The organism is Wenjunlia vitaminophila DSM 41686 (assembly GCF_000380165.1).
GTDB classification, from domain to species: domain Bacteria; phylum Actinomycetota; class Actinomycetes; order Streptomycetales; family Streptomycetaceae; genus Wenjunlia; species Wenjunlia vitaminophila.
Window position 1 is genome coordinate 1 of the sequence record NZ_KB904670.1, and the last position, 14,279, is coordinate 14,279.

12 protein-coding genes and 2 tRNA genes are annotated in these 14,279 nt (G+C 72.3%); 11 read left to right on the plus strand and 3 right to left on the minus strand.

Annotated elements, in window-relative coordinates:
* Positions 1 to 272, plus strand: a 272-nt coding sequence (locus A3IG_RS29775) for an integrase core domain-containing protein (protein WP_018384282.1), incomplete at its 5' end; no start/stop codon positions are given.
* On the opposite strand, the gene A3IG_RS0114435 is transcribed toward A3IG_RS29775, so the two are convergent.
* Both A3IG_RS0114435 and A3IG_RS0114440 read right to left on the minus strand, forming a co-directional pair.
* Complete coding sequence (locus tag A3IG_RS0114435) at positions 269 to 814, minus strand: NUDIX hydrolase (protein WP_018384283.1); 546 nt, start codon at positions 812 to 814, stop codon at positions 269 to 271. The two genes, A3IG_RS29775 and A3IG_RS0114435, sit on opposite strands and share 4 nt — an antisense overlap.
* The gene (locus A3IG_RS0114440; protein ID WP_018384284.1) at positions 811 to 2,295 is read right to left on the minus strand and encodes a zinc-dependent metalloprotease; all 1,485 of its coding nucleotides are present in this window, start codon (positions 2,293 to 2,295) and stop codon (positions 811 to 813) included. Before A3IG_RS0114440 ends, A3IG_RS0114435 begins: the two co-directional genes overlap by 4 nt.
* Positions 2,296 to 2,530: 235 nt before the next feature.
* Between A3IG_RS0114440 and A3IG_RS0114445 the strand changes: the two genes are divergently transcribed.
* The 4 genes from A3IG_RS0114445 (at position 2,531) to A3IG_RS0114460 (ending at position 5,628) form a co-directional block, all read left to right on the plus strand.
* On the plus strand, positions 2,531 to 3,640 hold the full coding sequence (locus A3IG_RS0114445) for an NAD-dependent epimerase/dehydratase family protein (RefSeq protein WP_040911491.1): 1,110 nt from the start codon (positions 2,531 to 2,533) through the stop codon (positions 3,638 to 3,640).
* Positions 3,641 to 3,704: 64 nt separating this feature from the next.
* Complete coding sequence (locus A3IG_RS0114450) at positions 3,705 to 4,151, plus strand: molybdenum cofactor biosynthesis protein MoaE (protein ID WP_018384286.1); 447 nt, start codon at positions 3,705 to 3,707, stop codon at positions 4,149 to 4,151.
* Between the two features lie 145 nt (positions 4,152 to 4,296).
* The gene (locus A3IG_RS34265) at positions 4,297 to 4,491 is read left to right on the plus strand and encodes a hypothetical protein (RefSeq protein WP_157862353.1); all 195 of its coding nucleotides are present in this window, start codon (positions 4,297 to 4,299) and stop codon (positions 4,489 to 4,491) included.
* Positions 4,492 to 4,551: 60 nt separating this feature from the next.
* Positions 4,552 to 5,628, plus strand: a complete 1,077-nt coding sequence (locus A3IG_RS0114460; RefSeq protein WP_018384288.1) for a YlbL family protein — start codon at positions 4,552 to 4,554, stop codon at positions 5,626 to 5,628.
* A gap of 58 nt (positions 5,629 to 5,686) precedes the next feature.
* Here A3IG_RS0114460 and A3IG_RS0114465 read toward each other — a convergent pair whose 3' ends face one another.
* Entirely contained in the window at positions 5,687 to 6,262 is a 576-nt protein-coding gene (locus A3IG_RS0114465) for a PPA1309 family protein (RefSeq protein WP_018384289.1), read from the minus strand.
* A 158-nt stretch (positions 6,263 to 6,420) separates the two neighbouring features.
* Here A3IG_RS0114465 and A3IG_RS0114470 point away from each other — a divergent pair, with 158 nt between their 5' ends.
* From A3IG_RS0114470 to A3IG_RS0114495, 6 genes are all read left to right on the plus strand, one after another.
* On the plus strand, positions 6,421 to 9,363 hold the full coding sequence (locus tag A3IG_RS0114470) for a UPF0182 family membrane protein (RefSeq protein WP_078500504.1): 2,943 nt from the start codon (positions 6,421 to 6,423) through the stop codon (positions 9,361 to 9,363).
* 42 nt (positions 9,364 to 9,405) lie between these two features.
* Positions 9,406 to 9,482 (plus strand) — tRNA-Met (locus A3IG_RS0114475).
* Positions 9,483 to 10,100: 618 nt separating this feature from the next.
* The gene (locus A3IG_RS0114480) at positions 10,101 to 11,774 is read left to right on the plus strand and encodes a tetratricopeptide repeat protein (protein WP_026220267.1); all 1,674 of its coding nucleotides are present in this window, start codon (positions 10,101 to 10,103) and stop codon (positions 11,772 to 11,774) included.
* Between the two features lie 111 nt (positions 11,775 to 11,885).
* A tRNA-Met gene (locus A3IG_RS0114485) sits at positions 11,886 to 11,962 on the plus strand.
* A gap of 234 nt (positions 11,963 to 12,196) precedes the next feature.
* The gene (locus tag A3IG_RS0114490) at positions 12,197 to 13,726 is read left to right on the plus strand and encodes a hypothetical protein (RefSeq protein ID WP_018384292.1); all 1,530 of its coding nucleotides are present in this window, start codon (positions 12,197 to 12,199) and stop codon (positions 13,724 to 13,726) included.
* A 120-nt stretch (positions 13,727 to 13,846) separates the two neighbouring features.
* Positions 13,847 to 14,224, plus strand: a complete 378-nt coding sequence (locus A3IG_RS0114495; protein ID WP_018384293.1) for a DUF6924 domain-containing protein — start codon at positions 13,847 to 13,849, stop codon at positions 14,222 to 14,224.
* Positions 14,225 to 14,279: the final 55 nt, after the last annotated feature.

Genomic DNA, 14,279 nt, shown 5'->3' on the forward strand with positions numbered 1-14,279 from the left:
CCAAGAACACCTGGCGCCAGACCTGCCACGACCTGGGCATCAGCCCCCGCTGGACCAAACCCTGGCGACCCCAGACCAACGGAAAGGTCGAACGCTTCCACCGCACCCTGCTCGACGAATGGGCCTACCACCGGCCCTACACCTCAGACCGCGAACGCCAGGCAGCGTTCCCCGACTGGCTGGACTGGTACAACTACCACCGACCCCACACCGGCATCGGCGGCCNCCCACCAGCCACCCGCGTCACCAACCTGCCCGAACAACACACCTAGCGGTCGCGGAGCGCCTCGACGGCGCGGTCGAGCAGACGGTGGACCGAGACGTCCGTCACGTCAGGCACCCGCGCGTATGCGAACCACCGCAGCTCCAGCGACTCCTCGCTGATCGCCTCGACCGCCCCGGGCGGAGCCACCGCTGCGTACTGCACGTCGAGGTGCCAGGCGCAGGGGGTGGTGTGCCGGTCCAAGGACACCGGACCACCGGGCAGCAGGGTGAGACCGCTGATCCCGGACTCCTCGGTCGCCTCCCGCAGCGCGGCGGCGCCCAGCGAGGTGTCGGCGGGCTCGCAGTGCCCGCCGGTCTGCAACCACATCCCGAGCTTGCGGTGGAGCGTCAGCAGCACCTGTCCCCGCGACGGGTCGACCACCAGGGCACTGGCGGTCAGGTGCCCCGCCGAGCACGCCTTCCACATGCCGTCCGGGTGCTCGGCGAGGTGGGCCAGGTAGTCCAGCCGGAGCCGGTCCTGCTGGCCGTCCGGCGCTGACCACTCCTTGAGCACCCGTTCGGCGTCCGCGTGCAGCGCCGGCCGGTTCACCCGTTGCCGCCGTCGCCCGGCCGTCCTCCGTCGCCCGGGGTGTCGCCGCGGTCGTCGTCCGTGCCCGGGCGTCCTCCGTCGGACCCGTCCCCGGGGTGCCGTTCCTTCCCGCTGCCCGCCGCCTCGCCGAGTATGCGGTCCAGTTCGGAGAAGTCCACCTGCTCCCGGTGGACGAAGCCGTCGGGGTCGTCGAGGTCCTCCGCGGTGGGCAGCATGTCCGGGTGGCCCCACAGCGCGTCCCGGCCGTCCGAGCCCCTGGCGTCGGTGAGCGAGGCCCAGAGCCTGGCCGCGTCCCGCAGCCGCCGCGGGCGGAGCTGCAACCCGATGAGCGTGGCGAAGGTCTGCTCCGCCGGACCTCCGGCCGCCCGCCGCCTGCGCAGGGTCTCCCGCAGGGCCGAGGCACCCGGGAGGTGCGGCTGCGCCGCCGCGTGCACCACGGCGTCCACCCAGCCCTCCACCAGGGCGAGCGCCGTCTCCAACCGGGCCAGCGCGGCCTTCTGCTCCGCCGTGTCCTCCGGCTGGAACATGCCCTTCTGCAGGGCGTCCTGCAACGCCTCCGGGTGGGCGGGGTCGAGCTGCCCCACCACGTCCTCGAGGCGGGCGGTGTCCACCTTGATGCCCCGGGCGTACCCCTCGACGGCGCCGAACAGGTGTGCCCTCAACCACGGCACGTGGGCGAACAGCCGGTGGTGGGCCGCCTCGCGCAGCGCCAGGTACAGCCGGACCTGGTCCTCGGGGACACCGAGCCCCTTGCCGAAGGCCGCCACGTTCACCGGGAGCAGCGCCGCCTTCCCCGCCGGCCCCAGCGGCAGGCCCACGTCGGTGGAGCCCACCACCTCGCCGGCGAGGGTGCCCAGCGCCTGACCGATCTGCGAGCCGAACATGGCCCCGCCCATGCTGCGCATCATGCCGAGCAGCGGGCCGGCCATGGCCTGCATCTCCTCGGGCAGCACGCCGCCCATGGCGGAGCTGACCCGCTCGGCGACCGGGTCCACCAGCTCCCGCCACGCCGGCAGGGTGGCCTCCACCCACTCGGCGCGGCTCCACGCGACCACGGTGCCGACTCCGGACGGCATCGAGGTGACGCCGTCGAGCCACAGGTCGGCGAGGCGCATCGCCTCGTCCACCACGGCGCGCTCCGCGGCGCCCACCGAGGCGTCCCGGACGCCGTCAGCGGTGCCCGCGGCCACGGTCTGCCGGGCGATGTCCTTGGCCATGTCCCAGTTCACCGGGCCGCCCTCGTAGGAGAGCATCTGGCCGAGCTGCTGGAACGCCGCCCCGAGGTCGCTCGGGTTCAGCGAGCCGAACATCGCGGCCAGGGGGTTGTCGCCGCCGAACGGGTTGCCCCCGAAGGGCGAACTGCCGAAGCCGAAGGGGTTCTGCGGCTGGCCGCCCTGCCCGGAACCACCCTGCTGCTTGCCCTCGTCCCCTTCCTCGGGCTCCTCCGGTGGGACTCCGAATCCGAATGGGATGTCACTCACGGGCTTCCTCGGCTCTGTCGGTCTGTGGACGGGACGGGCTGTCGGTGGCTGCGCTGCGGAGGAACTGGTCGGTCGCCCGGGCCGCGGTGTTGCCCGCCCGTGTGGCAACGCTGTTCTCCGGGTCCCAGCCTAGACACCTCGCGGCGTCAGGGACCTGGTTGCTCGTCCCTCGAGGCGTCTCGTGCAGGATGGGCGTTGCGCATCACACACAAGAATTAACCGCGGGAGACACCCGGTGAGTTCCCAGCCCCGTCAAGTTCGCTCACGGCAGACCGGCAGTGCCGCGTCCCACAGCCGCCCGGTGGTAGCCATCACCGGCGCGGCCTCCGGGGTCGGCCGCGGCCTCGCGCTGCGCCTGACCGAGTCGGAGGAGGTCAAGAAGGTCATCGCCATCGACGAACGCCGCGGCGACGTGCCAGGTGCCCAGTGGCGGGTCCTGGACGTGCGGGACCCGGTGATCGCCGAACGGCTCCGCGGCGCCGACGTCGTCGTCCACCTCGCCCTCGACCTGGGCCTCGAGTCCGACCCCGCCGCCAGGACCGCGTACAACGTGCGCGGCACCCAGACGGTGCTGACCGCCGCCGCGGCTGCCGGTGTCCGCCGCGTGGTGCTGTGCACCTCGGCGATGGTCTACGGCGCCCTGCCGGACAACGACGTCCCGCTCGCCGAGGACGCCCCGCTGCGGGCCACCGAGGAGGCCACCGCCGTCGGTGACCTGCTGGAGATCGAACGCCTCGGCCGGCGCGCCCCGCGGGCCCACCCCGGGCTCAACGTCACGGTGCTGCGGCCCGCCGTGATCGTCGGCGGGGTGGACACGGTGCTGACCCGCCACTTCGAGGCCCCTCGGCTGCTGGTGGTCGCCGGCAGCCGGCCCTGCTGGCAGTTCTGCCACGTCGAGGACCTCGTCTCGGCGCTGGAGTTCGCCGCGCTCGGCATGGTCGAGGGAGAGATGGCGGTGGGCTGTGACGGCTGGCTGGAGCAGGAGGAGGTCGAGGAGCTCTCCGGCATCCGGCGCATGGAGCTGCCCGCGTCGATAGCACTCGGCGCCGCCTCCCGGCTGCACCGGCTCGGTCTCACCCCGGCACCGGCGGGCGACCTGGCGTACACGATGCACCCCTGGGTGGTCTCCGGGAACAAGCTGCACGAGGCCGGGTGGCGGCCGTCGTGGACCAACGAGGAGGCGCTCGCCGAGCTGCTCGACGAGGTCGCCGGGCACCACGCGGTCGCCGGCCGTCGGCTGGGCCGCAAGGACGCTGCCGCCTCCCTGGGCGCCGCCGGCGCCACCGTGGCCCTGGTCGGCACCGCCGCCCTGGTCCGCAGGGCCCGCAAGAAGCGCCGGTACTGACCGGCGACCGGCTCCGGGACGCCCCTGACGGTGCCGCGTCACGGCGGTGCGCCATGATGGCGCCATGTCCCTGGACCTGTCTGACAACGGTGACCCGATCCGGCTGCTCGGCATCAGCGACCGGCCGCTCTCGGTGGACCAGGTGTTCTCCGCGGTCGGCGACGCGGCGGCGGGCGGTGTCGCGTTGTTCGTCGGTGCCGTCCGCGACCACGACGGCGGCCGGAGGGTCACCGCGCTCGAGTACTCGGCGCACCCCACGGCGGAGCGGGAGCTGCGCCGGGTGGCACAGGAGGTGGCCGCCAGGTACCCGGTGCGCGCCCTGGCCGCGGTACACCGGGTGGGCGAGCTGGTGGTGGGTGACCTCGCCGTGGTGGTCGCGGTCTCCTGCCCGCACCGCGCCGAGGCGTTCGAGGCCTGCCGCCGCCTGATCGACGACCTCAAGGCGGAGGTGCCGATCTGGAAGCGCCAGACCTTCGTCGACGGCGAGCAGGGCTGGGTCGGCGTCGAGTAGCGGGCTGCTCACCGAACGGTGCGATGTGACCGCCTGGACGGGCCGTTCGGCGTAACCGACGTGCGCGTCTCGCCGTTGTCCTATTGGGTTGGTAATCAGGTCATATATGACCGACTGTGAAAACAGTTGCCCTTTGCTGTACACATTGCGTGATCAGGAGGCCCAGATGGCGGCGCTCGCCTGGTTGATCATTCCGGTGGTGGCGGCCCTGCTGGCGGCCCTGTGGGGCGGCTGGGCCGCCCGGAACCGCGGCACGGGCGACGCCAGGTCGCTCGCCGGCTTCGACCGGTTCCGGGAGACCATGGAGCGGGCCCGCCAGTCGGAGTCGGACGCGGCCTGACCCCGGCGCGCTCCCGGCCCGCGGGGCCGGGCGGCCGGGACGTCCCGCTACTGTCGTGCCATGCCACGCCGCACCGCGACGATGCTCGCCTCCACCCTGCTGTTCATAGCACTGCTCTGCGCGGGGGTGCTGATGCCCGTCCCCTACGCGGAGCTGGGCCCCGGGCCCACGGTGAACACGCTGGGGGAGCACGACGGTGAGCCGGTGCTCAAGATCTCCGGCCACAAGACCTATCCGGCACGCGGCCACCTCAACATGACGACCGTGCGGGTCACCGGCGCCGACTACCGGATGAACATGGTCGAGGCCGTGGTCGGCTGGCTGGGCCACGACAAGGTCGTGGTCCCGCACGACACCCTCTACCCCGACGACAAGACCCCGGAGCAGGTGGACCAGGAGAACGCCGAGGACTTCAGTCTCTCCCAGGAGAACGCCAAGGTCGCCGCGCTGCGCGAGCTGGACATCGAGGTCGGCACCCGGGTGATCGTGGACTCCGTGGTCAAGGACGGCCCCTCGGACGGCAAACTGCACGCCGGCGACGTGATCAGGGCCGTGGACGGGCAGAAGGTGGACCGCGCGGAGGACATCCGCACGTTCGTCACCAAGCACAAGCCGGGGCAACAGGTGGTCTTCACGGTGGTCCCCGCCGGAGTCGCCAAGGGCAACGACGCGAACCGGGCACCCACCCGCGACGTGACGGTGACCGCCACCAGGGCCAAGGACGACGGCCGGGCGATGGTCGGCCTCCAGGCCGGGGTGGAGCACACCTTCCCGTTCACCATCGACATCAAGCTCGCCGACGTCGGCGGCCCCAGCGCCGGGCTGATGTTCGCCCTCGGCCTGATCGACAAGCTGGAGCCGGGGGACCTCACCGGCGGTGAGTTCGTCGCGGGCACCGGCACCATCGACGAGGACGGCAACGTCGGGCCCATCGGCGGCATCCAGCTCAAGACCATCGCCGCCCGCGACGAGGGCGCCACCTACTTCCTCACCCCCGAGGCCAACTGCGCCACCGCGGCCAAGGACGTGCCCGGCGGGCTGACCCTGGTGAAGGTGGGCACCCTGGACGACGCGCTCGCCGCGCTGGAGGACATCCGCGAGCACCGCACCGACGAGCTACCCTCCTGCGAGGGCTGAGCCCGGCCCGCCTCCGGCCGGGGACCACCTCGCCCCGCGGCCGTCGACGCCCTCCGGGTCACTCGCTGAAGGTCGCCTCCAGCGCGTCCGCGAGCCCGGGGACCAGGTCGGACCCGGTGAGCACCTCGGTCGGCGAGTCCCGGTCGCGCAGCCGCAGCGCCGACTCGCGGCTCCCGTCGCGGAGCACCGCCACGGTCATCCGGACCTCCTGCCGCGACGGGTGCGCCGCCACCCACTCGGTCAGCTCGGCGTCGTCGATGCCCTGGGGGACGTCGGTCTCGGCGCCGGCGGGCAGCATCAGCCGCTCCACGACCATGGCGCACCCGGAGACCGCGTCGGGCCACGCGATGGTGGCCAGGAACTCGTCCAGCGGCACCCCGCCGGGCAGCTCGTCCTGCTCCACCGGCGTCAACGAACCGGGCCGTGGGTCACCGTCGAGACCGAGCTGCCTCGCCAGGTCCGGTTCCTTGGTCTGGAGCTCAGCGGTGTTGACCAGGGCGAACAGCCGTGCCGGCTGGTCCCAGCCCAGGCCGGAGGCGTAGTCGTCGATCTCCAGGACCGCGCGCGTCAGGGGGGTGGCGGCGATCGGGTCGCCACCGTCAGTGGGCATGCTGCCGCTTCCGAGGTTGGACATGCTCCGTATCCTGCCTGGCACGGCCCCCGAGCGCACATTTGGTTGCGGTGCTCGGGAACTTGAGTAAAGGGTGGGTAAGTTCCACCGTTGGGTGCCGGGCCCGGTGCCTGTTTTGTTCTGTTGACTGATGTCTCGAGGTGCGCACCTTGGTGTTCCAGATGCCGGACCGCGGCGGCTCTCCGGGACCGCGGTTCAGAGTCGGCCGGCCGTCCCGCCGGGTCCGGACGTTGTTGATGACGTTGGGCGTGCTGGCGGTGCTCGTCATCGCCTTCGTCATCTTCGCCGGCTTCTGGACGGACTGGCTGTGGTACGACTCGATCAACTACTCCTCCGTCTACACCACGATGATGTGGACGAAGATCGGGTTGTTCTCCGTCTTCGGCGTGCTGATGGCGCTGGCCGTGGGTTTCAACATCTACCTGGCCCACCGGTTGCGTCCCCCGCTGAGTGCGATGTCGGTGGAGCAACAGAGCCTTGACCGGTACCGGATGGCGGTGGCGCCGTACAAGACGTGGCTGCTGGTCGGGATCTCCGCGTTGGTGGGCCTGATCGCCGGCGCCTCGGCATCGGGTCAGTGGCGCACCTGGCTCCAGTGGGTCAACTCCACCGACTTCCACGTCAAGGACCCGCAGTTCCACAAGGACGTCTCGTTCTACACCTTCGACCTGCCGTGGTACCGCTTCCTGCTGAGCTTCGGGTTCGCCGCGACCGTGCTCTGCCTGGTCGCCGCGGCGATCGTGCACTACCTGTACGGAGGGCTGCGGATCACCAGCCCCGGCGCCAGGGCGACCGCCGCCGCCACCAGTCACCTGTCGGTGCTGCTCGGTGTCTTCGTCGCGCTCAAGGCCGTCGCCTACTGGCTGGACCGGTACGCCCTGGCCGTGAAGTCCAGCGGGTTCAAGGCCACCGACGGCTGGACGGGCCTGCGGTACGTGGACGCCAACGCCTACCTGCCGGCCAAGACGATCCTGTTCTGCATCGCGATCGTCTGCGCCGGGCTGTTCTTCGTCACCCTGTGGCGGCGGACCTGGTCGCTCCCGGTGATCGGCTTCGGCCTGATGGTGCTCTCCGCCATCCTGATCGGCGGACTGTACCCGGCCATCGTGCAGAAGTTCCAGGTGCAGCCGAACGAGCAGGCCAAGGAGGCCCCGTACATCGCCAAGAACATCAAGGCGACCCGCGAGGCGTACGGGATCGAGGACACCGACGTCAAACCGTACAAGGGGGAGAGCGCCGCCTCGCAGAAGGAGCTCCGGGCCGCCGCGGACACCACCGCCGCCCTGCGCCTGCTCGACCCGAACGTGGTCTCGCCGACGTTCCAGCAGTTGCAGCAGGTCCGCGGGTACTACCAGTTCCCCAAGACCCTGGACGTGGACCGGTACAAGATCGGGGGCAAGGAGCAGGACACCGTCGTCGGCCTGCGTGAGCTGAACGTCGGCGGCATCACCGAGAAGAACTGGGTCAACAGCCACTTCAAGTACACGCACGGCTACGGCATGGTCGCGGCCAAGGGAACCACGACGCAGAGCGACGGCGACCCCTTGTTCACCGAGCGCAACCTCCCCCCCGAGGGTGACCTCGGCGAATACGAGCCGCGCATCTACTTCGGCGAGGAGACCACCCAGTACTCGATCGTCGGCGGCCCGACCAAGGAGATCGACTACTCCGACAACAGCGGCGAGAAGAGCTACACCTACCAGGGCAAGGGCGGCGTCAGCCTGGACAACCCGCTGACCAAGGCCGCCTACGCGGTCACCTTCAACGAGCCGCAGATCATGTACTCGGGTGCGATCGGCGAGGGTTCGCGGATCATGTACGACCGCACCCCCAAGGAGCGCGTGGAGGCGGTCGCGCCCTGGCTGACCATCGACCGTGACCCGTACCCGGCCGTGGTGGACGGCAGGATCCAGTGGATCGTCGACGCGTACACCACCACCAACGGCTACCCGTACGCGTCCAGGACCACGCTCGGCGACACCACGACCGACTCACTGACCGAGGGTGAGCAGCGGGAGTTGCTCACCCCGGACAACCAGGTCAACTACATCCGCAACTCGGTCAAGGCGACGGTGGACGCCTACGACGGCACCGTGAAGCTGTACCAGTGGGACACCGAGGACCCGGTGCTCAAGACCTGGATGAAGGCGTTCCCCGGCACCGTGGAGAAGCGGGACAAGATCAGCCCCGAGCTGATGGAGCACCTGCGGTACCCGCAGGACCTGTTCAAGGTGCAGCGGGAGCTGCTCACCCGGTACCACGTGACCAAGCCGGAGACGTTCTTCAGCGGCAGCGAGGCGTGGAAGGTCCCGGCCGACCCGACGATGGGCGACACCGTGGGCGCCAAGGACCTGCCGCCGTACTACCTGTCCATGAAGCTCCCCGGCCAGGATGCCCAGGCGTTCTCGCTGACCTCGACGTTCGTGCCGAACCAGCGGGAGAACCTGTCGTCCTTCATGGCGGTCAACGCGGACGCCTCGAGCAAGGACTACGGGACGATAAGACTGCTCAAACTCCCGTCGAACTCCACGGTGGACGGCCCCAAACTGGTGCAGAGCCGGTTCAACTCCAAACCCGCCATCGCGGACGAGATCAACATCCTGGCCCGTGGTGACTCCGAGGTGCAGTACGGGAACCTGCTGACCGTGCCGTTGGAGGGCGGACTGCTGTACGTGGAGCCGGTCTACGTCAAGGGCACCGGCACCACCCGCCTCCCGCTGCTGAAGAAGGTGCTGGTCACCTACGGTGAGGAGACCGCCTTCGAGGACACCCTGGAGAAGGCGCTCAACGTCGTGTTCGGCGTGGAGAGTCCCACCACCCCCACCGAACCGGAGAAGCCCGGCGAACCCACCAAGCCCACGACGCCCACCGACCCCACGGTGCGGCAGGCACTGGCGGACATCCAGAAGGCGATCGACGACGCCGAGGAGGCCAGGAAGAACGGGGACTGGAAGGCGTTCGGCGAGGCCCAGGACGACATCCAGGACGCGCTGCGACGAGCCCAGGACGCCGAGCGCAGGGCCGGCAACCAGAAGAACGGGGCGGAGGACACCTCCCGGGAGACGGAGAAGGCCACCCCGCCGCGGAGCCAGAAAGAGGAGTGATCACACCCCACCCCGCGTCGTGCTACGATGGTGTCACAACGACGCGGGGTGGAGCAGCTCGGTAGCTCGCTGGGCTCATAACCCAGAGGTCGCAGGTTCAAATCCTGTCCCCGCTACCAACCGAAGGGCCCACAGTCAGTGACTGTGGGCCCTTCGCCTTTCGGGCCCTCCGTGTCGCTGCACCGGCCCTGGCGCGCCGGCGTTGCCCACCGCGGCCTCCCGTGCGGCCCAGCCCCACCGGTCCCCAACGGCCATGGCCTCTCGTCGTGGTGATCCGGGGTTCCCCGTGGCTGGCGTCCCACCCGCTCGTTGTTCCCGTAGACGCCAACTGTCCGCAGAACGCGATGAGTTGCCCCGAACCGGGTAGGCGGTGGGGGGCGGGTTGGCCTCCCCTCAGTCGAGTCGGTGGTGACACGAGGTTTGGTCTGTCGTTGTGTCGGGAAATCGACAAAACGCTGAAGTGACCTCCAGGGCTGGGGTATACCAGATGTACGCGGGTTGCAGGTGGTGCGACGATGGACTCTATGGGGGACAGTGCGAAGCTTTTGAACAAACGTCTGGTTAGTAGAGGACAGGTCACGCGGACCCTTCTGAGGGATGGTGCCGCGCACGCGGTCCTGTCCGACGTGACCGGCCGGGTGCCCGGCGCGCGACGCCCGGGTGACGACCGGCTCCCCGAGTCCGGGCCCCTGATGGACCGGGGCGACGAGGACACCGAGGCCAACCCCCTGGAGTCGATGGCCTTCGAGGACGTGCTGGCACTGCGCGAGGAGGCCGAGCTGGAGTGCCGCTACCGGCGGGCGGTGACGGCGGGCGACACCGCCGCCATGAGCCTGCTGGGCGCGATGCTGCTGCGTCGCGGAGACCTGGAGGCCGCCGAGCCGCACCTGAGGAACGCCACCGCGGCCGGTGAGCGGGCCGCGGCCAACAACCTGGGCGTGCTGCTGCACCAGCGTGGCCACGCCGAGGAAGCCGCCGGCTGGTGGCGGATCGCCGCCGTGGCCGGAAGCGCCGCCGCGGCCCACGCCCTCGGCCGCCACCTGAGGGAGCAGGGGGACGAGCCGGGCGCCGAGTACTGGCTGCGGCAGTCCGCCGAGCAGGGCCACGCCCTGGGTGCCTACGCGCTCGCCGACCTGCTTGAGCACCGGCGGGACGTCGGTGCCGAGCGGTGGTTCCGTGCCGCGGCCGAGCGCGGCCACCGCGAGGCCGCCTACCGGATCGCCCTGATCCACACCGAGCGGGGCGAGCCCGAGCTCGCCGAGACCTGGTACCGGCAGGCCGCGGCGCGAGGGCACGGCCGGGCGGCGCTTCGCCTGGGCAGCGCGCTCGAGGAGCGGGGGGAGCTGGACGAGGCCGCCCGCTGGTACCTCCAGGCGGCCAAGGAGGGCGAGTCCGGTGCCGCCTGCGCGCTGGGCTTCCTGCTGCGCGACCGCGGCGATCTCGCGGAGGCCGCCGAGTGGTGGCGGCGGGCGGCCCTCGACGGGGACGGGAACGCCGCCAACGCCCTCGGTGCCCTGCACGCCCAGGCCGGCGAGCCGGAACAGGCCGAGCGCTGGTACCGGACGGCGTTGGACGCCGGTGACCACAACGGCGCGTTCAACCTCGGCCTGTTGTGCTCCGCGGCGGGCCGCACCGCGCAGGCGGAACAGTGGTACCGACGCGCGGCGTACGCCGGCCACCGGGAGGCCTGCAACGCGCTGGCCGTGCTGCTGTTGCAGCGCGGGGACCCGGCGGGCGCCGAGCCGTGGTTCTCCAAGGCCGCGGAGGCCGGGAGCGTGGACGCCGCGTTCAACCTGGGCATCCTGCACGCCGGGCGGGACGACGGGGCCACCGCCGTGCAGTGGTACGAGCGGGCCGCCGCGGCGGGCCACGTCGAGGCGGCGCTACAGGTCGGCATCGCCGCCCAGCGCGACGGCGACCACCACGTCGCCGAGCGGCACCTGCGCCGGGCCGCCGGGGGTGGCTCGGACGACGCCGCGTTCCGGCTCGGGGTGCTGTTGGAGCAGCGGGACCCGGTGGAGAGCGAGGAGTGGTACGAGCGCGCGGCCCGCAACGGCCACCGGCGGGCCCAGGTCCGTCTCGGCATGTGCGCCGCGCGCCGCGGTGACGTGGTCGAGGCGGCCCGGTGGTACCGCCAGGCCGCCGCGGCGGGCAGCAGCAACGGCGCGTTCAACCTGGGCGTGCTGCTGGCGAGGGAGGGCAGCGAGGCGGAGGCGGCGCAGTGGTGGACCAGGGCCGCCGACGCCGGGCATGGCCGGGCGGCGCTGCGGCTCGCCGTGCTCACCGCACGCCAGGGCGCACTGCAGGAGGCGGAGTCCTGGTGTGCCAGGGCCGCGGAGTGCGGGCCGGCCGAGGTGGCCGAGCGGGCCGCCCGGCTCCAGACGGCGCTCCACCGCGACCTGAGCGCGTGAGCCGCAGGCTGCCGAGCGCCGGCGTCGGGCCGCCCCCGATGCCGGCGGTCGGCAGCCGTTCGGCCCGCGGTTTGCGGTGCTGGCCGTGACCGCGTAGGGTTGAACCAACGACGCGGGGTGGAGCAGCTCGGTAGCTCGCTGGGCTCATAACCCAGAGGTCGCAGGTTCAAATCCTGTCCCCGCTACCAACCGAAGGGCCCACAGTCAGTGACTGTGGGCCCTTCGTGATCCTGTGCTCCCCTCCGTGCCTCCCGCTTCCGGGACGGCCCCTGGCCGTGAGGGGCGCGGCCCCCTCGTTCGTCATCGATCAGCCACGCTGGGTGCTGGTTTCTGGAACGCTCCTGGGGTAGGTCCATCCCGGCTGGATTTCCGGGGCCTTTCGGAGCGGGTGCCACAGGAAGAGCTGATCGCCGGGGAGTCGAGTGTCCGAGGGAGACGGCGTGCTGCGCGGACGGCTGGGGAGGGCGTTCGGGAAGGAGCGGGGGAGCGGGCCGATGCCCTGGCGGTACCTGGTCCTCGCTGCGGCCGGCGGCCGGGCAGGGGAGGCGGACGAACTGCTCGGTGCCCTGCGGACGGCGACGGGCACGGAGCGCGCCGCCGGGCTGCGGGCGCTGGTGGAGGCGCCGCCGGGGCTGTGGCCCGTCCTGGACCAGCGCACGCGGGCGCACCACTGGTTCGGCGGTGGCCCCGACGACCTGTTGGGGCTGGTGCTGCGGAGCATGGTGCGCGACGGGCGGGTTCGCGAGGACGCGGTGCGCGGGCTGACCGGCGTGCCGGGCCCCGCCGCCACCTGTGCCCTGGCCTTGCGCACCGTGGACTGGGTGGTGCCGGTGCGCCAGCGGGCGAGGGAGGCGCTGCGGGCCAGACTCGACCCGGACGAGGTGGTGGCCGCGGCCCGGTTGCTGCTGCGGCTGGGCGGCCGGGTCCGGGCGGGTGACGTCCTGGAGGAGTTCCGGGCGGCCCTCACCGTGCCCGCCCAGCGGCGTTCGGTGCGCCGCCTGGCCGGCGACACCGACCGCCGGACCCGCAGGTTCGGAGTGGAGCTGGCCCTCGAGCTCGGCGAGTACGTGCGCGGGGACCTGGTGCGCACCGCGCTCCACGACCGCGACCAGGTCTGTAGGCGGCTCTGTGCGCAACGGCTGCTCGAGCTCGACCCGGACCAGGCGGGGCGGTTGATGTGGGCCCGCTCGGCCGCGGTGCGGGAGCTCGCGGTGGACGCCCTGCCCGACGACGTCCCGGCGACCCGGCTGGTGGCCCCGCTGGCGGACCGTTCCCGGATGGTGCGCGCCCAGGCCCGGTGGAAGCTGTACAAGCGCGGTGAGCCGCCCGTGGAGGTGTACCGCAGGCAGGTGCGGCGGTGCGGCCGGACCACCCCGGCGCACCTGGTGGCCGGTCTGGCGGCCGGCCTCGGGGAGTGCGGGGACGCCTCGGACCTGCCCCTGCTGGCACGGCTCGCCACCCGCGAGCCCCACCCGTGGGAGCCGGAGGAGCGCGGCCCCGTCTGGCCACCGGTGGTCCGTCGGGCAGCGGTGCGCGCCGTGGGCCGGCTCGCCAGCCCCGACGACCGCTGCCGCCTGCTGCTGCCGCTGGTGGACGAGCCGGAGCCGAGCGTGGTCCGTGAGGTGCTGGACGCGTTGCGCCCGGTGGCCGGTGCGGTGCCCGTGGGGCCGGTCCGGGCCGCCGTGGACCGGCCGGAGCCGGCGGTGCGCCGGGCGGCGTTGCGCCTGCTGCGGGCCGCGGGGCCCTGGCAGCGGATGGAGATCGACCTGGAGCTGGCGGCCGGCCGCCAGCCGGAGGCGGCCGCGGAGGCCAGGGACGACCTGCGCGCCTGGCTGAGCCGGCAGGTCTACTCCCGCCCGGACCGGGACCGCCTGCCGCGGCTGCGGCGGCTGCTGGGCGACGCCGACCTGCCCGAGTCGATGCGCCGCGTCCTGGCCGTGGTCCTGCGTTAGCCCCGCCGGGCCCGTCCCCGCCACCGCGCCGCTCCCCGCGGTGTCGGTGTCGGTGGCGGCGGCTAGGTCGGGACCCGGACGCCCAGCCCGGACGACGGACCCCGACCGAGGTGACCAACCGTGCGCACACCGCTCCCGTCCACGGACTGCCCGCTCGTCGTCCGCGGTGCCCCCTCCGACGACCACGCGTGGCGGGATGTCCGTGCCGCGACGCTGACGCCGGACGAGCTGGGTAACGTGGCCCGTGTGGAGTTCCTCGACGACCCGGTCCACACGGACGTGCCCGGCGGCACGGTGCTCGCCGTGGCCGACCGCGCCACCATGACCTCGCCCGGTCTGCCGCTGCTCGTCACGGACCCGCGGGACGAGCCGGGGCGTCCGGCGGCGGCCGGGTGGTTCCCGGACACCGAGACCAACCTGTCGATATCCCCCGTGTCCCCGTGTCCTTCGTGGACTTCGCGGACTTCGTGGACTTCACGGACCACGTGGGGTCGGTGACGGCCGAACGGCGTCGTGCCCCGGACGACTGACGCGGGGTCGGGCCCGGAGCCCG